Source organism: Streptomyces sp. HUAS TT7 (genome assembly GCF_051550175.1).
In the GTDB taxonomy this organism is placed as follows: Bacteria; Actinomycetota; Actinomycetes; order Streptomycetales; family Streptomycetaceae; genus Streptomyces.
On record NZ_CP196175.1, the window covers coordinates 2259145 to 2277484 of the forward strand.

General features: G+C 72.6%; 14 protein-coding genes and 1 riboswitch. Of the genes, 6 read left to right on the forward strand and 8 right to left on the reverse strand.

The window, feature by feature from the left end:
* Positions 1-4: 4 nt before the first annotated feature.
* Positions 5-2989 (reverse strand): bifunctional acetate--CoA ligase family protein/GNAT family N-acetyltransferase, encoded by a 2985-nt coding sequence (locus tag ACSHXC_RS10040; RefSeq protein ID WP_438291249.1) that lies wholly within the window; start codon positions 2987-2989, stop codon positions 5-7.
* Positions 2990-3141: 152 nt separating this feature from the next.
* Between ACSHXC_RS10040 and ACSHXC_RS10045 the strand changes: the two genes are divergently transcribed.
* On the forward strand, positions 3142-3423 hold the full coding sequence (locus tag ACSHXC_RS10045) for an HPr family phosphocarrier protein (RefSeq protein WP_053725500.1): 282 nt from the start codon (positions 3142-3144) through the stop codon (positions 3421-3423).
* A 197-nt stretch (positions 3424-3620) separates the two neighbouring features.
* Here the strand turns inward: ACSHXC_RS10045 and ACSHXC_RS10050 are convergent, their stop codons facing one another.
* The 4 genes from ACSHXC_RS10050 to ACSHXC_RS10065 all read right to left on the reverse strand — a co-directional run bounded on the left by ACSHXC_RS10050 (position 3621) and on the right by ACSHXC_RS10065 (position 8393).
* On the reverse strand, positions 3621-4298 hold the full coding sequence (locus ACSHXC_RS10050) for a GntR family transcriptional regulator (RefSeq protein ID WP_438291251.1): 678 nt from the start codon (positions 4296-4298) through the stop codon (positions 3621-3623).
* Between the two features lie 209 nt (positions 4299-4507).
* Positions 4508-5275, reverse strand: a complete 768-nt coding sequence (locus ACSHXC_RS10055) for a M23 family metallopeptidase (RefSeq protein WP_438291252.1) — start codon at positions 5273-5275, stop codon at positions 4508-4510.
* Between the two features lie 13 nt (positions 5276-5288).
* Positions 5289-5448: riboswitch (cyclic di-AMP (ydaO/yuaA leader) on the reverse strand.
* Positions 5449-5673: 225 nt separating this feature from the next.
* Positions 5674-7038, reverse strand: coding sequence for a M16 family metallopeptidase (locus ACSHXC_RS10060; RefSeq protein ID WP_438296504.1), 1365 nt, complete (start codon positions 7036-7038; stop codon positions 5674-5676).
* 17 nt (positions 7039-7055) lie between these two features.
* Positions 7056-8393 (reverse strand): M16 family metallopeptidase, encoded by a 1338-nt coding sequence (locus ACSHXC_RS10065; protein ID WP_438291253.1) that lies wholly within the window; start codon positions 8391-8393, stop codon positions 7056-7058.
* 207 nt (positions 8394-8600) lie between these two features.
* On the opposite strand from ACSHXC_RS10065, the gene ACSHXC_RS10070 reads away from it, so the two are divergent.
* Positions 8601-11063, forward strand: coding sequence for a DNA gyrase/topoisomerase IV subunit A (locus ACSHXC_RS10070; RefSeq protein ID WP_438291254.1), 2463 nt, complete (start codon positions 8601-8603; stop codon positions 11061-11063).
* 187 nt (positions 11064-11250) lie between these two features.
* Here ACSHXC_RS10070 and ACSHXC_RS10075 read toward each other — a convergent pair whose 3' ends face one another.
* Both ACSHXC_RS10075 and ACSHXC_RS10080 read right to left on the reverse strand, forming a co-directional pair.
* A complete protein-coding gene (locus ACSHXC_RS10075) occupies positions 11251-12417 on the reverse strand; it encodes a CobW family GTP-binding protein (protein WP_438291255.1) in 1167 nt (388 codons plus the stop codon).
* Positions 12377-13534 (reverse strand): citrate synthase/methylcitrate synthase, encoded by a 1158-nt coding sequence (locus tag ACSHXC_RS10080; protein ID WP_438291256.1) that lies wholly within the window; start codon positions 13532-13534, stop codon positions 12377-12379. Before ACSHXC_RS10080 ends, ACSHXC_RS10075 begins: the two co-directional genes overlap by 41 nt.
* Positions 13535-13631: 97 nt before the next feature.
* On the opposite strand from ACSHXC_RS10080, the gene ACSHXC_RS10085 reads away from it, so the two are divergent.
* Together ACSHXC_RS10085 and ACSHXC_RS10090 are read left to right on the forward strand one after the other, a co-directional pair.
* Positions 13632-14864 carry a citrate synthase gene (locus tag ACSHXC_RS10085; protein WP_438291257.1) on the forward strand — a complete coding sequence of 411 codons (1233 nt, stop codon included), beginning with the start codon at positions 13632-13634 and terminating at the stop codon, positions 14862-14864.
* Positions 14865-14943: 79 nt separating this feature from the next.
* Complete coding sequence (locus ACSHXC_RS10090) at positions 14944-15720, forward strand: alpha/beta fold hydrolase (protein ID WP_438291258.1); 777 nt, start codon at positions 14944-14946, stop codon at positions 15718-15720.
* Between the two features lie 24 nt (positions 15721-15744).
* Here ACSHXC_RS10090 and ACSHXC_RS10095 read toward each other — a convergent pair whose 3' ends face one another.
* Entirely contained in the window at positions 15745-15891 is a 147-nt protein-coding gene (locus ACSHXC_RS10095) for a hypothetical protein (protein WP_438291259.1), read from the reverse strand.
* 88 nt (positions 15892-15979) lie between these two features.
* On the opposite strand from ACSHXC_RS10095, the gene ACSHXC_RS10100 reads away from it, so the two are divergent.
* Both ACSHXC_RS10100 and ACSHXC_RS10105 read left to right on the forward strand, forming a co-directional pair.
* A complete protein-coding gene (locus ACSHXC_RS10100; protein ID WP_438291260.1) occupies positions 15980-17659 on the forward strand; it encodes a sensor histidine kinase in 1680 nt (559 codons plus the stop codon).
* Positions 17656-18333 carry a DUF7342 family protein gene (locus ACSHXC_RS10105; protein ID WP_438291261.1) on the forward strand — a complete coding sequence of 226 codons (678 nt, stop codon included), beginning with the start codon at positions 17656-17658 and terminating at the stop codon, positions 18331-18333. Before ACSHXC_RS10100 ends, ACSHXC_RS10105 begins: the two co-directional genes overlap by 4 nt.
* The last annotated feature ends 7 nt before the right edge of the window (positions 18334-18340 follow it).

The following is an 18340-nucleotide window of genomic DNA, read 5'->3' on the forward strand; positions in this document are numbered from 1 at the left end:
GCCCTCAGTAGCTGGGCAGGCGTCTGGGGCCGAGGTCCGTGCGGGGCGGGGCGGGCGCGAGACGGACCGTCGCGCCGAGCACCGACAGGCCGTGCTGGGCGACGATGACGGGCTCCAGGCCCACCGCGACCACCTCGGGATGGTCGTCGACCAGCCGCGACACCCGCAGCAGCAGCTCTTCGAGCGCCGCGGTGTCGACGGGCGCGGAACCCCGCCAGCCGAACAGGAGCGGCGCCGTCCGGATGGATCGCAGCAGCTCGGCGGCGTCGCGGTCGGTGGCCGGAATCAGCCGGTGCGAGGTGTCGGCGAGCAGTTCGGAGGCGGCGCCCGCGAGTCCGAAGGAGAGCACCGCGCCGACCGCCGAGTCGATCGAGGCGCGTACGACGGTGTCCACGCCGCGCGGGACCATGGCCTGCACGACGGGCGCCAGCTCCTCCGGTTTGCCGAGCGTGGCCGTCAATTCGGCATATGCGCGGGCGAGTTGGCGCTCGTCCGCCAGATCCAGGCGTACGCCGCCGAGGTCGGGGCGGTGGCGCAGATGCGGGGCGGTGGTCTTCAGGGCCACGGGGTAGCCGAGGCGGCGGGCGGCCTCGACGGCACGGTCCGGGTCGGGCGCGGGCAGCGTCGGGCGCACGGGGATGCCGTAGCGGCCGAGCAGTTCCCCGGCGTCCGGCGCGGTCAGGGTCAGGCCGCGGGGGTCCGGCGCGGGGCCGAGCAGCCGCTCGATCAGGGCGGCGGCGCCCGCCTCGTCGATGTCGTCGTACTCCCCCACCTTGCCGGGGTCGGCCGCCTCCCGCCGCCAGCGGGCGTAGCGGACGGCTTCGGCCAGCGCCCGTACGGCCCGCTCCGCGGCGGGGTAGGCGGGGATCCGGGTTGCCTCGCGGGGTTCGGGGAGGTCGCTCTTCGGCTGCCCGCCGGTGGGGGTGCTGGGGCTCTGCCCCAGACCCCGCTCCTCACGCTCCCCCAAGGACTTCGTCCAGGGGGGACCCCCAGAGACTGGATTTGTGCCGGGCGGGACCGGATCGATGCTGGCCGGCACCGGATTCGGCAGGGTTTGGGGTACCCCTCTGTTCACCGTTCGGGCTGCCGCCGACAGCGCCTCCGCCAGGCCGCCGATCTCCACATGGACCACCGCCACCGGCTTCGCCGGTGCCGCGGCGGCCGCCTCGCGCAGGGCGTCGGCGAGGACCTGCCCATCGCCGGATTCCATCGCTCCGTTCTCGCCGACCCACGGGATGGCCGTCACCACGACCGCGTCGCAGGCATCGTCGGCGAGGGCCGCCGCAAGGGCCGTGCGGAAGTCGGCCGGGGTCGCCCCCGTCGTCAGGTCGAGGGGCCTGAGCGGCCGCAGCCCCTCGGTCAGGCAGGCGTCGTACGTCAGGAGGCCGAGCGATTCGGAGTTGCCGAGGATCGCCACGCGCGGGCCCGCGGGCAGCGGCTGGCCCGCGAGCAGCAGGCCCGCGTCGACGAGTTCGGTGACCGTGCCGACCAGGATGACGCCCGCCTGGCGCAGCAGCGCCGAGACCGTGGCGTCCGGCACCCGGGTCACCGGAACGGCGTGGCCCGGCGGGGTCGCACCGCTGTGCCGGGCGCCCTTGACCACGACGACGGGCTTCGCGGCGGCCGTGCGGCGGGCGAGCCGGGTGAACTTCCGCGGGTTCCCGATGGACTCCAGGTAGAGCAGGACCACATCGGTGGCGGGGTCCTCGTACCAGTACTGGAGGAAGTCGTTGCCGGAGAGGTCCGCGCGGTTGCCGGAGGAGATGAAGGTCGACAGGCCCGCGCCGCGCCGGTAGAGGCCCGACAGGAGGGCGATGCCGATCGCGCCGGACTGGGTGAACAGGCCGATCCGGCCCGGGGCGGGCGGCTCGGGGGCCAGCGAGGCATTCAGCCGCACCCCGGCCGCGGTGTTGATGATCCCGAACGCGTTGGGGCCGATCAGCCGCATCCCGTACGAGCGGGCCTGACGGACCAGGGCGCGCTGGCGCTCCCTGCCGTCCGGGCCGCTCTCCGCGTAGTCGGCGGCGAGGACGACGAGGCTCTGGACGCCGTGCTCCCCGCAGTCGGCAACCGCTTCCGGCACTCGTTCGGCAGGCACCGCGACGATCGCCAGGTCGACCGGTTCGCCGATCGCGGCCACGGAGGGGAAGGCGGGGACCCCGTCGAGTTCGCGCTGCTCCGGGCCGAGCGCCTTGTTCACGGCGTACGTACGTCCGGTGAATCCGGCGCCCAGGAGGTTGCGCAGGACCGTGCGGCCGACGCCGCCGGGCGCGCGGCCGGTGCCGATGACCGCGACCGAGCCGGGCGTAAGGAGGCGCTGCACGGATCTCGCCTCGGCTCGGTGTTCGCGGGCGCGCTGCACGGCGAGGGACTCGGCGGTGGGCTCCAGGTCGAGGGTGAGGTGGACCGAGCCGTCCTCGAAGGACCGCTTCTGCTGGTAGCCGGCGTCCGTGAACACCTTGATCATCTTGCTGTTGGCCGGCAGAACCTCGGCCGCGAACCGCCGGATGCCCCGCTCGCGGGCGACCGCCGCGATGTGTTCGAGCAGCGTGGAGGCGACGCCCCGGCCCTGGTGCGCGTCCTGGACGAGGAAGGCGACCTCGGCCTCGTCGGCGGGGGCCGCAGGAGGGGCGGGCGCGAAGCGCCCTCCCGCAAGGGCGGTGGTGGGAGACGGGCGGGCGGGGCGGCCCTGGGCGTTGATGCGGTCGTAGCGGACGGTCGCGATGAACTCGCCGCCGACGGTGGCGGCCAGGCCGACCCGGTCGACGTAGTCGTGATGGGTGAAGCGGTGGACGTCCTTCGCGGAGAGCCGGGGGTAGGGGGCGAAGAAGCGGTAGTACTTCGACTCGTCCGAGACCAGCTCGTAGAAGGAGACGAGCCGCTCGGCGTCCTCGGTGGTGATGGGCCTGATGCGCGCGGTGCCGCCGTCGCGGAGCACCACGTCGGCCTCCCAGTGAGCCGGGTACGCGGGGTCGGACGCCGTCGTCATACCGAAAGCGTACGGGTCGCGGGGCCGTACGGGGCGGGGCAAGGTGGACAGGGCCGATCGGCGGCGCGCCCGGGCCCAAGGTCGGTACGAGCACCGCGCACCACATGAGAGACTGGTCTAGACAACCGTCAGAGATTTCGAAGGGCAACACCATGGCTGAGCGCCGCGTCAACGTCGGCTGGGCCGAGGGCCTGCACGCCCGCCCCGCGTCCATCTTCGTCCGTGCCGCCACGGCTGCCGGAGTCCCCATGACGATCGCCAAGGCCGACGGCAACCCGGTCAACGCCGCGTCCATGCTCGCGGTGCTCGGTCTGGGTGCGCAGGGCGGCGAGGAGATCGTGCTGGCCTCCGACGCCGAGGGCGCGGACGTCGCACTCGACCGGCTGGCCAAGCTGGTCGCCGAGGGTCTTGAGGAGCTCCCCGAGACCGTCTGATCCGGTCGGCGCGACACCGCGTCACACCGAAGGACCGCTGATCCCGAATTCGGGCCCGGCGGTCCTTTCGCTTTCCCCCGGCATGGGGCGTGCGCGATGCATTGAGTTCTCGCGGGCATGGGGTGCGCGGAAAATCCTGATTCCGGGCAGCACAATGCGGTGCGCTTTATTTCCTTTCTTTGTATACGGCCGTGCTGTTAAGTGCGGGCGCTCGCGGTGTTTACGGCATGTTGCGAAGTTCTCACGGGTGCGGGCCCGCGCAGCCGATGGGCGGAAAATGATCGCTCGGCGTGCAGGGCGGTGAGCGAGCGGGCGCGTTCGGTATCCCCGCGGGCCACCGCGTCGGTGATCGCGCCGAGTTCGGCCCAGGCCTCGGCCGGGCGGGCCGGCACCTCGACCGCGTACATCCAGGCGACCTTGTGCCTCAACTGCGTGAGCAGCGCGATCAGTCCGGGGCTCGCGGAGGCCTGGGCGAGCGTCTCGTGGAACCAGCCGCCGAGCGGGCGCAGATCCTCGCCCTGGCCGCGCCTGGCCCGGTCCTGACCCAGCCTCACCAGGCCGCGCAGCACCTTGAGATGGGCCTCGCTGCGGCGGCCCGCAGCACGGGCGGCGGCCAACGGCTCAAGGACCAGGCGCAGTTCGAGGAGGTCGGCGGCCTCCAGCTCGGTGGGCTCGGCCACGCAGGCGCCGGCGTGTCTGCGGGTGGTGACGAACCCCTCGGACTCCAGGGTGCGCAGGGCCTCGCGGACCGGGACGCGCGATACCCCGTAACGGCGTGCGAGGACTTCCTCGGTGAGCCGGCTGCCCCGCTCGAAGACACCCGAGACGATGTCGTCGCGGATTGCCGTGCATACCGAATGCGCCGGAATACGCATGGCCGAACCTCCGCCTCAATCCCCGCGAAACGCGATCGCGCAACGCCTGTTCAGCGACTCTATGGCAGGCCTTGTTAATTCCCGGTGACGAGCCGGAATCAATGGATTTCTTTTGGCCAATGCCGAAGGCCCCCGGCGGCGTGCCGGGGGCCTTCGGTGTGCGCGGGGGCGCTTCGGACGTCCTGGACGTCTCGTACGCCTCGGATGTCTCAGACGGAGACGCCGTGCGAGCGCAGGTAGGCGATGGGGTCGATGTCCGAGCCGTACTCCGGGCCGGTGCGGGCCTCGAAGTGGAGGTGCGGGCCGGTGGTGTTGCCGGTGTTGCCCGACAGGGCGATCTGCTGGCCCGGCTCGACGGTCTGGCCGACGGAGACCTGGATGACCGAGAGGTGGCCGTACTGGGTGTACGTGCCGTCGTGCATCTTGACCACGACGTTGTTGCCGTACGCGCCGCCGTTGCCGGCCTCGACGACGGTGCCCAGACCCACGGCGTGCACCGAAGTGCCGATCCCCGCATGGAAGTCGATGCCGGTGTGGCTGCCGGAGGACCACAGGGATCCGCCGGTCTTGTAGCCGGTGGACACATAACTGTCGGATATGGGGGCCACGAAGGTGTTGAGGCGCTTGCGCTCGGCCTCGCGCGCGGCACGCTCCTTGGCCTCGCGTGCCTCCTTGGCCCGCTGCTCGGCCTTCGCCTTGGCGGCGGCCTCGGCCTCGGCCTTCGCCTTGGCCTTCGCGGCGGCCTGCTTCTGCGCGTCGGCCTGGGCGCCCACCTGGTCGGCGATGCTGTCACCGATGACGATGGCCTGGGTCAGGCCCGTGTCGGCGGTGGTGGTGCTCGGGGCCGCCATGGCCGGGGAGGCGAGGGTGCCTACGACTCCGGCGGTGGCGAGGGTGGCGATGCCCGCGATGTTCGCGCTGCGGCGCGTCATACGGCTGGGCGCGCGATGCTTCCCGGTGGCACGGGTGAACGCCATGGAGTGGCGGTGTCCTTTCCTTCCATCTCGCCTACCGGGTTAGCTGACGGGTTCGGAGCAGGAAGGTCTCCTACGGGCTCCTCCGCGGGCGGAGGCGTCCGATTCACCCCAGGGACTGAGTGGGTCCCCGGCTCCCCAGGCTCGCGCCTTCGGGGACTCGGCGATCGCTGTCCGGTGCCGCGGCTGCGACGGGTGGTGACGGACAGCGGGACCGACGCTAGACGGCTGATCTTTCAATCACCAAACAGACACCGGTTTTTGTAGCGCACGCCACATGACAGACAGGCAACCTCCCCTACAAAACGGACATTAAGGAGGACCCCGGCGGCGCATCCGCCACCGGGGTCCCGCAACCCTCCGTCGTCCGCGTGCCTCGGTCGGCCCGGACGATGCCTCAATCAGCCTGCTACGACGGTCACTTCGCCGATTCCGAGCGCCCTGACCGGCTCCTCGATCTGTGCCGCGTCCCCCACGAGGACCGTGACGAGCCGGTCGGCGGGGAAGGCGTTGACGACGGCCGCCGTCGCCTCCACGGTGCCGGTCTCCGCGAGCAGCGCGTACAACTGCGCCTGGTAGTCGTCCGGGAGGTGCTGCTCGACCTGGTCGGCCAGCGTCCCCGCGACGGCCGCCGCGGTCTCGTACTTGAGCGGCGCGACGCCCACCAGGTTCTGCACGGCCGTCTCGCGCTCGGCGTCCGTGAGGCCTTCGGCGGCCAGCGTGCGCAGCACCTTCCACAGGTCGTCGAGGGCCGGGCCGGTGTGCGGGGTGTCGACCGAGCCGCTGATGGCGAGCATGGCCGCGCCGCCGTCCGGCCCCGAGCGCAGCACCTGGCCGAACGCGCGGACACCGTAGGTGTAGCCCTTCTCCTCGCGCAGCACGCGGTCCAGGCGCGAGGTGAGGGTGCCGCCCAGGCAGTACGTGCCGAGGACCTGGGCCGGCCAGACCCGGTCGTGCCGGTCGGCGCCGACGCGGCCGATGAGCAGCTGGGTCTGGACGGCGCCGGGGCGGTCCACGATGACGACCCGGCCGGTGTCGTCGGCGGTGATCGGCGGCATGGGGCGCGGCTCGGCCGTATTGCCGGTCCAGTCGCCCAGGGTGTCCGCGAGGATCGCGTCGAGGTCGGTGCCCGACAGGTCGCCGACGACGACGGTGACGGTCGTCGCGGGGCGCACATACGCCTCGTAGAAGGCGCGCACCGCGGCCGCGTCGATGGCGGCGACGGTCTCCTCGGTGCCCTGGCGGGGCCGGGACATGCGCGCGGAGGCCGGGAACAGCTCCTTGGAGAGCTGCTTGGCGGCCCGCCGGGACGGGTTGGCCTGCTCGTGCGGGATCTCGTCGAGCCGGTTGCGTACGAGCCGCTCGACCTCGGAGTCGGCGAACGCGGGGGCCCGCAGCGCCTCGGCGAGCAGCGAGAGCGCCTTGGGCAGCCGGGAGACCGGCACTTCGAGGGAGACCCGGACGCCGGGGTGGTCGGCGTGCGCGTCGATGGTGGCGCCGCACCGCTCCAGCTCGGCGGCGAACTCCTCGGCCGAGTGCTTGTCGGTGCCCTCGGTCAGGGCGCGCGCCATGATCGTGGCGACGCCGTCGAGGCCCTCGGGCTCGGCGTCCAGCGGGGCCGCGAGGAAGATCTCCACGGCGACGACCTGCTGGCCGGGGCGGTGGCAGCGCAGCACGGTCAGGCCGTTGGCGAGCGTGCCGCGCTCGGGGGCCGGGAAGGCCCACGGCGTGGCGGTGCCGGCGACCGGCTGCGGGTGGAATTCCATGGTCACGACAGCGTCCGTCACTGGCCCGCCTCTTCCTCTTCGTTGCCTGCCTCGGGTGCCGCGGTGGGCTCGTACACCAGGACGGCCCGGTTGTCGGGGCGCAGGGTCGCGGCGGCGACCGCCTTGACCTCTTCCGCGGTGATGTCCAGAACGCGGTCGACGGCCGTCAGGGCGAGCTGCGGGTCGCCGAACAGCACGGCGTACCGGCACAGTTCGTCGGCGCGGCCGGCCACGGTGCCGAGCCGGTCGAGCCACTCGCGCTCCAACTGGGCCTGGGCGCGCTCCATCTCCTCCTCGGTCGGGCCCTCCTCGGCGAACCGGGCGAGCTCCTCGTCGACCGCGGCCTCGATGTCGGGGACCTCGACGCCGGCCGACGTCTTGACGTCCAGCCAGCCGAGCGAGGGGGCGCCGGCGAGCCGCAGCAGACCGAACCCGGCCGCCACGGCGCTCTGGTCGCGGCGGACCAGGCGGTTGTGCAGCCGGGAGGACTCGCCGCCGCCGAGGACGGTCAGCGCCAGGTCGGCGGCGTCCGCCTCGCGGGTGCCGTCGTGGGGCAGCCGGTAGGCGGCCATCAGGGCGCGCGCCGGGACGTCCTCCTCGACGACCTCGCGCAGCTGCCCGCCCATGGTGTCGGGCAGCGCGCCGTCGCGCGGCGGCTGCTTGCCGTCGTGGGTGGGGATGGAGCCGAAGTACTTCTCGACCCAGGCCAGCGTCTGCTCGGGGTCGATGTCGCCGACCACCGCGAGCACCGCGTTGTTGGGCGCGTAGTACGTACGGAAGAAGTTCCGGGCGTCTTCGAGGGTCGCCGCGTCCAGGTCGGCCATCGAGCCGATCGGCGTGTGGTGGTAGGGGTGGCCCTCCGGGTAGGCGAGGGCGGTCAGCTTCTCGAAGGCGGTGCCGTAGGGCACGTTGTCGTAGCGCTGGCGGCGCTCGTTCTTGACGACGTCGCGCTGGTTCTCCATCGACTGCTCGTCGAGGGCTGCGAGCAGCGAGCCCATGCGGTCGGCCTCCAGCCAGAGCGCGAGCTCGACCTGGTGGGCGGGCATGGTCTCGAAATAGTTGGTGCGCTCGAAGCTGGTGGTGCCGTTCAGCGAGCCGCCGGCCCCCTGCACCAGCTCGAAGTGGCCGTTGCCGTGCACCTGGTGGGAGCCCTGGAACATGAGGTGCTCGAAGAGGTGGGCGAGGCCGGTGCGGCCCTTGACCTCGTGGCGCGAGCCCACGTCGTACCAGAGGCACACCGCGGCGACCGGGGTCAGGTGGTCCTCGGAGAGCACCACGCGCAGGCCGTTGGCCAGTCGGTGCTCAGTGGCTGTCAGACCGCCGGAGCCGGCCTGCGCTGTGGCCGTGTGACCCATGGGCATGTACGTCCCTTCGTTCGCGATGTGCAGTACTGCGAGGTGAAGTACTGGCGGGGGAAGTCCTCAAGTGGAGAAGTCCTGCCACTGTATGCAAGCGCGCGGGCACCTGGCGAAGTTCCCGGGTCGCGGTCGGCGTTGTCAGTGGGACGGTCCACAATGGTCGGCATCAGATCCGTTCCGGTACGTGAAGGAGCAGCAGCCGCGATGGCCCGCCGCAGCACGAAGACCCCGCCGCCGCCCGACGACTTCGAGGAGCGGATCCTCGACATCGACGTCGTCGACGAGATGCAGGGCTCCTTCCTCGAGTACGCGTACTCCGTGATCTACTCGCGGGCCCTGCCGGACGCCCGGGACGGCATGAAGCCCGTCCAGCGCCGCATCGTCTACCAGATGAACGAGATGGGCCTGCGCCCCGACCGGGGCTATGTGAAGTGCGCCCGCGTCGTCGGCGAGGTGATGGGCAAGCTGCACCCGCACGGCGACGCCTCGATCTACGACGCCCTGGTGCGCATGGCGCAGCCGTTCTCGATGCGGCTGCCGCTGGTGAACGGCCACGGCAACTTCGGCTCGCTCGGCAACGACGACCCGCCGGCCGCCATGCGGTACACCGAGTGCAAGATGGCGGACGCCACGTCGCTGATGACGGAGTCGATCGACGAGGACACCGTCGACTTCGCGTCGAACTACGACGGCCAGGAGCAGGAGCCGGTCGCCCTTCCGGCCGCCTATCCGAACCTGCTGGTCAACGGCTCGTCCGGAATCGCGGTCGGCATGGCGACCAACATGCCGCCGCACAACCTGGGCGAGGTCATCGCGGCCGCCCGCCATCTGATCCGGCACCCGGACGCGGACCTGGAGGCGCTGATGCGCTTCGTACCGGGTCCCGACCTGCCGACCGGCGGGCGGATCGTGGGCCTGGGCGGCATCAAGGACGCGTACGAGTCGGGCCGCGGCACCTTCAAGATCCGCGCGACGGCGTCGGTGGAGAACGTCACGGCGCGCCGCAAGGGCCTGGTCGTCACCGAGCTGCCGTTCACGGTCGGCCCGGAGAAGGTGATCTCCAAGATCAAGGACCTGGTCGGCTCGAAGAAGCTCCAGGGCATCGCCGATGTGAAGGACCTCACCGACCGTTCGCACGGCCTGCGCCTGGTCATCGAGATCAAGAACGGCTTCGTCCCGGAGGCCGTCCTGGAGCAGCTCTACAAGCTGACGCCGATGGAGGAGTCCTTCGGCATCAACAACGTGGCGCTGGTCGACGGCCAGCCGCTCACCCTGGGGCTCAAGGAGCTTCTGGAGGTCTACCTCGACCACCGCTTCGACGTGGTGCGGCGCCGCAGCGAGTTCCGCCGCACCAAGCGCCGCGACCGGCTGCACCTGGTCGAGGGTCTGCTGGTGGCCCTGGTCGACATCGACGAGGTCATCAGGATCATCCGGTCGAGTGACAACTCGGCGCAGGCGAAGGAGCGGCTCATCGAACGCTTCTCGCTGAGCGAGATCCAGACGCAGTACATCCTGGACACGCCGCTGCGCCGGCTCACCAGGTTCGACCGGATCGAGCTGGAGAGCGAGCGCGACCGGCTGACCGGCGAGATCGACGAGCTGACCGGGATCCTGGACTCGGACAACGAGCTGCGCAAGCTGGTATCGGCCGAACTGGCCGCGGTGGCCAAGAAGTTCAGCACCGACCGGCGCACCGTGCTCCTGGAGTCGGCGGGCGCCCCGGTCGCGGCCGTCGCCCTCGAAGTCGCGGACGACCCGTGCCGGGTGCTGCTCTCCTCGACGGGCCTGCTGGCCCGCACCGCCACCGGCGAGCAGTTCGTGGCCGGCGAGGACGACAAGCGCGTCAAGCACGACGTGATCGTCTCGGCGGTGCCCGCCACCCAGCGCGGCGACGTGGGCGTGGTGACGTCCAGCGGGCGCCTGTTGCGGCTCGCGGTGATCGACCTGCCGCAGCTCCCGGACACGGCGTCCGCGCCGAACCTGTCGGGCGGCGCCCCGATCTCGGAGTTCCTGTCCTCCCTGGAGCCGGACGAGACGGTGGTGTGTCTCACCACGCTCGACGAGTCCTCGCCCGGTCTCGCGATCGGCACCGAGCAGGGCGTCGTCAAGCGCGTGGTGCCCGACTACCCGGCGAACAAGGACGAGTTGGAGGTCATCACCCTCAAGGACGGTGACCGGATCGTGGGCGCGGCCGAGCTGCGCACCGGCGAGGAGGACCTGGTCTTCATCACCGACGACGCCCAGCTCCTGCGCTACCAGGCGAGTCAGGTGCGCCCGCAGGGGCGGCCCGCGGGCGGCATGGCCGGCATCAAGCTGACCGACGGCGCCAAGGTCATCTCGTTCACGGCGGTCGACCCGGCCGGGGACTCGGTGGTGTTCTCGGTGGCGGGCTCGGGGGCCACCCTGCTCGGCGACACGGCGGTGTCCGCGAAGCTGACGCCGTTCGACCAGTACCCGCGCAAGGGCCGGGCCACCGGCGGGGTGCGCTGTCAGCGGTTCCTGAAGGGCGAGGACAAGCTGGTGCTCGCCTGGGCGGGCCCGGCCCCGGCCCGCGCGGCCCAGGCGGGCGGCGCCCCGGCGCAGCTCCCGGAGCTCGACCCGCGCCGCGACGGCTCGGGCACACCGCTGCCCTCCCCGGTAACGGTCCTGGCGGGCCCGGCCTCGTAACGAGGGGGAGGCGACGTGCCCCGAAAGGGGCGCGGGGCTGTTACATGGTGCGGCTCCGCCGCGATGGGGGTCCCCCCTGTTCGAGCGAAGCCGAGAACTTGGGGGAGCGACCGGCCCCCACCAGCCCGCAGGCGAAGCACTCCACCTCCTGCTTCCTGCCGAGCGCTCAGCCGAAGGGGCTGGGGAGTCAGTCGAACTCCCCGGCCCCTTCCGGCTCCCGGGGCTCCGGCTCCGGCTCCGGTACGTACCGCAGGACGCCCCACATCGCGTGCTCGGGCGGGGTCTCCCCCGGGTCCGCCACGCATTCGGCCAGCTGCTTGTCCAGCGCGGGCGCGTCGATGCCGGCGCCGATGAGGACGAGCTCGGTACGGCGCTCCTGCCCGCGCTCCCACGGCTCGGGGTAGAAGCGCAGGAACCGGCCCACCGAGTGCAGGCTGTACCGGTTGCGGGTGTCGGCGGCGCCGAAGTCGACGAATCCCTTGATCCGGTAGAGGCCCTCGGGCCGGGTGTCGAGGAAGGCCATCAGACGGCGCGGGTCCATGGGCACGTCCGAGGTGAAGGCCACGGATTCGTACCCGGCGTGCAGATGGGGGTGGCCGTGCCCGGCGCAGGCGCTGTGGTCGTGACCGGCCTCGCCGCAGCTTCCCGCTTCGGCGACGTCGTCGAGGAGGTCGTCGAAGGCGAGCTGGCCGACGCGTTCGGTCGGGGGCCTGCGGTCGAAGAAGAGCTCCGGGTCGACCCGGCCGTACGCGGACTCGACCACCGCGGCCGCTCCTGCGAGCGTGCCGCGCAGCCGGGCCAGGTCCGCCGCGTCGACCCGGTCCGTCTTGTTGAGCACCACCAGGTCGGCGACGCCCAGGTGCCGCTCGATCTCGGGGTGCTTCTCACGCGTGGCGTCGTACTCGGCCGCGTCCACGACCTCGACCAGGCCCCCGTACACGATCCGCGGGTTCTCGCTGGCGAGCAGCATCTTCACGAGTTCCTGGGGTTCGGCGAGACCGCTCGCCTCGATGACGATGACGTCGAGACGGGCGGCGGGCCGGGTCAGCCTGTCCAGGTAGAGGTCGAGCTCGCTCGCGTCCACGGCGCAGCACAGGCAGCCGTTGCCGAGCGAGACGGTGGAGTCACCGAGCTGGCCCGCCACCGTCATGGCGTCGATCTCGATGGAGCCGAAGTCGTTGACGACGGCTCCGATGCGGGTGCCGCGGCAGGCCCTGAGCAGATGGTTGAGCAGGGTGGTCTTGCCCGAGCCGAGGAAGCCCGCGAGGACGATGACGGGGATCTGTTTGCTCGGGCTGTTCACCTGGGGCCTTTCAGACTGCGGGTACGGGCTGCGGCGGGGGCGGGCCCACATAGCGGGCCGCCGGGCGAATGATCTTCGAGTCCGCCGACTGCTCCAGGATATTGGCGCTCCAGCCGACCACCCGGGCCGCGCAGAAGGTGGGCGTGAACATCTCGCGCGGCAGCCCGCACAGCTCCATGACCACCCCGGCGTAGAACTCCACGTTGGTGTGCAGCTCGCGGCCCGGCTTGAGCTCGGCCAGTATCGCCTCGACCCGGCGCTCCACCTCGACGGCGAACTCGACGAGCTCTCCGCCGAAGCCCTCCGCGATCCCGCGCAGCATGCGCGAGCGGGGGTCCTCGGTGCGGTAGACGGGGTGCCCGAAGCCCATGATCCGGTCGCCGGCCAGGACGCGTTCGCGGATCCATCCGTCGATGCGGTCGGGGGTGCCGATCGCGTCGAGGGTGTCGAGGGCGCGGCTGGGGGCGCCGCCGTGCAGCGGCCCGGAGAGCGCGCCGACCGCGGCCACCAGGCTCGCCGCGACGTCGGCCCCGGTGGAGGCGACGACGCGGCCGGTGAATGTGGAGGCGTTGAAGCCGTGGTCGATGGTGGAGATGAGGTACTGCTCGACGGCGCGGACCCGCTCGGGCCCGGCCTCCGAACCGGTCAGCATGTAGAGGTAGTTGGCGGCGTACGGCAGGTCGTCGCGGGGCTCGACCGGTTGGAGCCCCCGGCCGAGCCGGTGCAGCGCGGTCAGCAGGGTGGGCACGGCGGCGCAGGCGGCGAGCGCGTCCTCGGCGCGCTGCGCCGCGTCCAGGTCGTACACCGGCCGGAAGCCCTTGGCCGCGCCGAGCAGGGAGAGCGCGGTGCGCAGTCCGGCGAGCGGTCCCGACAGGGCGCCGGTGCGGGCGATGCCGGGCAGCGCCTCGCGTACGCCGTCGGGCAGGTGGCGGAGTTCCGCGGTGCGGGCGGTGAAGGCGGCGCGGGCCGCGGCATCGGGCAGCTCGCCGTGGAACATCAGGTGCCAGACGTCCTCGAAGGTGCGGCTCCGGGCGAGCTCGACGGCCGAGTACTGGCGGTAGTGGTAGAAGCCCTCGCGGCCGCGGACGTCCCCGAGTTCGGTGTCCGTGACGACGACGCCCGCGAGCCCGCGGGGTACCGCGGCGGGGGCGGTGATGGTGCTGGCCATGTGGCTGCCTCCTTCAGTTCTTCATGTTGACTTGACTGTCTATGATTGACTCTGAAGCTGTCAACATTGATTGAATCAATATGGATACGGTGACCCCATGAGTGATCAGGCACGGCTCACCACCCGCGAGGCGGCCGAGCGGCTCGGCGTGAAGCCCGAGACGGTCTACGCGTACGTCAGCCGCGGGCAGCTGAGCAGTGAGCGCGCCCCGGGCGAGCGGGGCTCGACCTTCGACGCGAAGGAGGTCGACGCGCTGGCCCGGCGCAGCGGCCGCCGCGAGCCGGGCACGGGGGCTCCGAGCGGAGAGTTCACGTTCCGCACCGGCATCACCCTGATCGACAAGGACCGCTACTACTTCCGCGGCGTCGACGCCGTCGAGCTCGCCACCGCGTACGGCTTCGAGGAGGTCGCGGAGTGGGTGTGGACCGGGGAGCCGGCGCACGGCCCCCGGTTCACCGCGCCACAGCCGTTCCTGGACGCGGCCCGGCTCGCCGTCGACGCACTGCCCGTGCACAGCAGCACCATGGACCGGCTGCGCGTCGCGGCGGTCGCGGTCTCGGCGGCCGACCCGCTGCGCTTCGACCTCGACCCCTCGGCGGTACTCGGCTGCGGCCGCATGCTCATCCCCACCCTGGTCGGCGCGCTGCCGACGGCGGGCAAGCGGCACCGCGGCGAGGGCCGGATGGCCTGGCAGCTGTGGCAGCGCCTCACCCCCCGGCTCCCCGACGAGCAGTCGATTCGCCTCCTCGACACGGCGCTTGCGCTGCTCATCGACCACGACCTGGCCGCCTCCACGCTCGCCGCCCGGGTCGCGGCCTCGGCCCGCGCGCATCCGTACGCCGTGGTCTCGGCGGGGCTCGGCGCCCTGGAGGGGCCGCTGCACGGCGCCGCGAGCGGGCTCGCGCACCGCACCCTGGCCGAGGTGCTCGAACGCGGGAGCGCGGCCCCGGTCGTCGCCGACCATCTGCGCTCGGGGCGGCGCGTGCCCGGGCTCGGCCACCGGCTCTATCCGGGTGAGGACCCGCGCGCCCGGGCCCTGTTCGCGCTCCTCGAAGCGATCCCGCAGGCCTCGGACGCGCTGGCCGCGGCGCGCGACGTGGTCGACACGACGGCCCGGCACACCGCGCTGCACGCCAATGTCGATCTGGCCCTGGCCGTCATGAGCGTGGCGTTCGGCATGCCCGCCGAGGCCGGCGAGACGGTGTTCGCGGTGGCCCGCACGGCCGGCTGGATCGCGCACGCCCTGGAGGAGTACGCGGAACGCCCGCTCCGGATGCGCCCGAGCGGCCACTACACCGGGCCCCGGCCGCCGCGCCCGCTGCCCGCCTGAACGGATTCGGGCGCGTCCTGAACTCGCCTGTCTTCAGGCCCACTTGGCCCGACCGGGGGCGGACCGCCAGACTTGCCCCATGGAACTCACAGTGCCGGTCAAGGACGGCGAGGTCTGGGCCGAGGACACGGGCGGGGAAGGCCTGCCCCTGGTTCTGCTGCACCCGGGGGTCGGCGACTCCCGGATCTGGGACACGATCATGCCGAGGCTCACCGAGCGGCACCGGGTGATCCGCTACGACACGCGCGGCTTCGGACGGTCCGCCCCGCCCACCGCGCAGTTCTCTCAGGCCGCCGACCTGCTCGCGGTCCTCGACCACTTCGACGTGGACCGGGCGGTGCTCGTCGCCTCCAGCATGGGCGGCGCCACCGCGCTGAACCTCGCGGTCGACGTGCCCGCACGCGTGGCCGGGCTCGCCCTGTTCTGCCCCGGCGTCACCGGCGCCCGCGAGCTGGAGTCCCCCGAACTGATCGCCCAGGTCGGTGAGTTGGGCCAGGCCGGCGACCTCGAAGGGCTCGTCGCGCTGGGCCTGCGGACCTGGGGCGCGGCCGGTACCGGCGACGACGCCGAGGCCGCCGCCCAGCTGCGCGCGGCGGTCCCCGGTTGGCTCACCACCTTCGGCAAGCAGGTCCCGGACGCGGACGCCTACGACCGCCTGGGCCAGGTCGCGGCGCCCTGCCTGCTGGCGCTCGGCGAACTCGACCAGGCCGAGGTGGTCCGGGTCAACGAGGCGATGGCCGAGCGCATCCCGGGCTGCCGGCTCGTCCGGCTGCCCGGCGTCGACCACTTCCCCTCTCTGCGGGCCCCGGACCGGGTGGCGGAGCTGACGCTTGAGCTGTACGACAGCGTCCGCTGAGCACCCGGCTGCGCGGCTGCGCCGTCAGGAGCCGTACGCCTCGAACCCGCCGAACCGGGCCACCGGCCGGCCGGTGACGGCGGTGACGGGCAGGCGCAGCCCGCGGGCGCCGGTGCCCGCGGGCGGGGTGACGGTGGCGCGCACGATGTCCGCAAGCAACGCAGGCGACATTCGTCGATGCCAGCAGCATTCAGGGTGATCGCACCGTGACCACACGGGGATTTCGGGATGCGCCCCGGGCCGTCTAACGTGCCTGTCCATGACCGCCCCGCCCACCAGGACCACCCCGCGCCGGCGACGGCTCGGCTGGCCGCGGCGCGTCTTCTCCCAGGTGCTGCTCATGCAGCTGACCATCGCCGCCGGGGTCGCCGTGCTCGCGACCGGGCTCTTCCTGGCCCCGCTCAGCGCCCAACTCGACGACCAGGCCATGCGGCGCGCGCTCGCCATCGCCGCGACCACCGCCGCCGAGCCCCGGGTCGCCGACGACCTCCTCGCCTCGCGGCCGTCCGCCCAGGGACCGGTGCAGGCGGACGCGGAGCGGATCAGGCGGGCGACCGGCGCCGAATACGTGGTGATCATGGACACCCGCGGGGTGCGCTGGTCGCACACCGACCCCGCCGAGATCGGCCGGGTCGTCTCCACCGACCCGACCGACGTCCTCTCGGGCCGTGACGTCATGGAGATCGACAGCGGCACCCTGGGCCGCTCGGCCCGGGGCAAGGTGCCGCTGCGGGACGCCGGCGGCCGGATCGTCGGCGCCGTCTCGGTCGGCATCGAGTACGACAGCGTCCGGGCCCGGCTCCTGAACGCGATCCCCGGCCTGCTCGCCTACGCTGGCGGCGCGCTCGCGGTGGGCGCGCTCGCCGCGTATCTGATCGCCCGACGCATCCACAAGCAGACCCGTGACCTGGCCTTCTCTGATATTTCGGGGCTGCTCGCCGAGCGCGAGGCCATGCTGCACTCCATCCGCGAAGGCGTGGTCGCGCTCGATGGCGACGGCCGGATCCGGCTGCTCAACGACGAGGCGCAGCGCCTCCTCGGCGTCGGTCCCGAGGCCGGGGGCCGGGCGCTGGACGAGGTGCTCGGTGCGGGGCGTACGACCGATGTGCTCGCCGGCCGGGTCGAGGGCACCGACCTGTTGACCGTGCGCGGTCACCGCGTTCTCGTCGCCAACCGGATGCCGACCGACGACGGGGGCGCCGTCGCCACCCTCCGCGACCGCACCGAGCTGGAGCGCCTGGGCCGTGAGCTCGACTCGACGCGCGGCCTGATCGACGCCCTGCGCGCCCAGGACCACGAGCACGCCAACCGGCTGCACACCCTGCTCGGCCTGCTCGAACTGGAGCTGTACGAGGAGGCCGTCGAGTTCATCACCGAGGTCGTCGGGGTGCACCGGGCCACCGCGGAGCAGGTCACCGAGAAGGTCAGGGACCCGCTGCTCGCCGCGGTCCTGGTCGGCAAGGCGACGGTCGCCGCCGAGCGCGCGGTCGCCCTGAGCCTGTCCCCCGCCACCTCGCTGCCGGACCGGCTCGTCGATCCGCGCGGCCTGGTCACGGTCACCGGCAACCTCCTCGACAACGCCCTGGACGCGACGGCCGGGGCGCCCGGCGCCGCGGTCGAGGTGGAGCTGCGCGCCGAGGGCCGCACCGTCGTCCTACGGGTCCGCGACAACGGGCCCGGCATCCCCGCCGAGCACCGTGAGCTGGTCTTCACCGAGGGCTGGACGACCAAGGAGCCGCCCGCCCACGGCAAGCGGGGGCTCGGCCTCGCGCTGGTCGGCCGGTTCGCGGAACGCATGGGCGGCAGTGCCCGGGTCGGCGCGGGCCCGGACGGCGGGGCGGAGTTCACCGTCGTCCTGCCGGACGCGCTGAGCGAGGCCCTGGAGCAGGAGCTCACCGACGACGGGCATCGGCGCGAGGCCGTGGAGGAGGCGCGATGATCGACGTACTGGTCGTGGACGACGATCCCCGGGTCGCCGACATCAATGCCGCGTACACCGCGAAAGTTCCCGGATTCCGGGTGGTCGCCCAGGCGCATTCGGCCGCCGAGGCGCTCGCCCGGATCGTCGAGCAACCGGTCGACCTGGTGCTGCTCGACCACTATCTGCCGGACGAGAACGGGCTCGCGTTCGTACGGGAGCTGCGCCGGCTCGGCCACCACACCGACGTGATCATGGTGACGGCGGCCCGCGACGTCGCCACCGTGCAGGCGGCGATGCGCCAGGGCGCCCTCCAGTACCTGGTCAAGCCGTTCAACTTCGCGGGGCTCCGCACCAAGCTGGAGGCGTACGCCGTGCTGCGCCGTACCCTGGACGGCGGCGGCGAGGCCGAACAGGCGGAGGTGGACCGGATCTTCGGCGCGCTGTCCGTCCCCGCCGAGCCCGACCTCCCCAAGGGCCACTCCCCCACCACCGCCGACCTGCTGCGCAGGGTGCTGAAGGAGGCCGAGGGCCCGCTCTCGGCGCAGGAGATCGCGGAGCGGGCCGGAGTGAGCCGCCAGACGGCCCAGCGTTATCTGAAACTCCTGGAGCGGGCGGGCCGGGTGCGGCTCGGCCTGCGCTACGGCGAGACCGGCCGCCCCGAGCACCGCTACGCGTGGGCGGCGTCGCTGTAAGCGCCCC

Bases quoted from the DNA above. Each gene is read 5' to 3' on its own strand.
- ACSHXC_RS10040 (WP_438291249.1), bottom strand. From the start codon at position 2,989: ATGACGACGGCGTCCGACCCCGCGTACCCGGCTCACTGGGAGGCCGAC.
- ACSHXC_RS10100 (WP_438291260.1), top strand. From the start codon at position 15,980: ATGACCGCCCCGCCCACCAGGACCACCCCGCGCCGGCGACGGCTCGGC.
- ACSHXC_RS10095 (WP_438291259.1), bottom strand. From the start codon at position 15,891: ATGTCGCCTGCGTTGCTTGCGGACATCGTGCGCGCCACCGTCACCCCG.
- ACSHXC_RS10105 (WP_438291261.1), top strand. From the start codon at position 17,656: ATGATCGACGTACTGGTCGTGGACGACGATCCCCGGGTCGCCGACATC.
- ACSHXC_RS10075 (WP_438291255.1), bottom strand. From the start codon at position 12,417: ATGTGGGCCCGCCCCCGCCGCAGCCCGTACCCGCAGTCTGAAAGGCCC.
- ACSHXC_RS10045 (WP_053725500.1), top strand. From the start codon at position 3,142: ATGGCTGAGCGCCGCGTCAACGTCGGCTGGGCCGAGGGCCTGCACGCC.
- ACSHXC_RS10050 (WP_438291251.1), bottom strand. From the start codon at position 4,298: ATGCGTATTCCGGCGCATTCGGTATGCACGGCAATCCGCGACGACATC.
- ACSHXC_RS10090 (WP_438291258.1), top strand. From the start codon at position 14,944: ATGGAACTCACAGTGCCGGTCAAGGACGGCGAGGTCTGGGCCGAGGAC.
- ACSHXC_RS10060 (WP_438296504.1), bottom strand. From the start codon at position 7,038: ATGGAATTCCACCCGCAGCCGGTCGCCGGCACCGCCACGCCGTGGGCC.
- ACSHXC_RS10080 (WP_438291256.1), bottom strand. From the start codon at position 13,534: ATGGCCAGCACCATCACCGCCCCCGCCGCGGTACCCCGCGGGCTCGCG.
- ACSHXC_RS10065 (WP_438291253.1), bottom strand. From the start codon at position 8,393: ATGGGTCACACGGCCACAGCGCAGGCCGGCTCCGGCGGTCTGACAGCC.
- ACSHXC_RS10085 (WP_438291257.1), top strand. From the start codon at position 13,632: ATGAGTGATCAGGCACGGCTCACCACCCGCGAGGCGGCCGAGCGGCTC.
- ACSHXC_RS10055 (WP_438291252.1), bottom strand. From the start codon at position 5,275: ATGGCGTTCACCCGTGCCACCGGGAAGCATCGCGCGCCCAGCCGTATG.
- ACSHXC_RS10070 (WP_438291254.1), top strand. From the start codon at position 8,601: ATGGCCCGCCGCAGCACGAAGACCCCGCCGCCGCCCGACGACTTCGAG.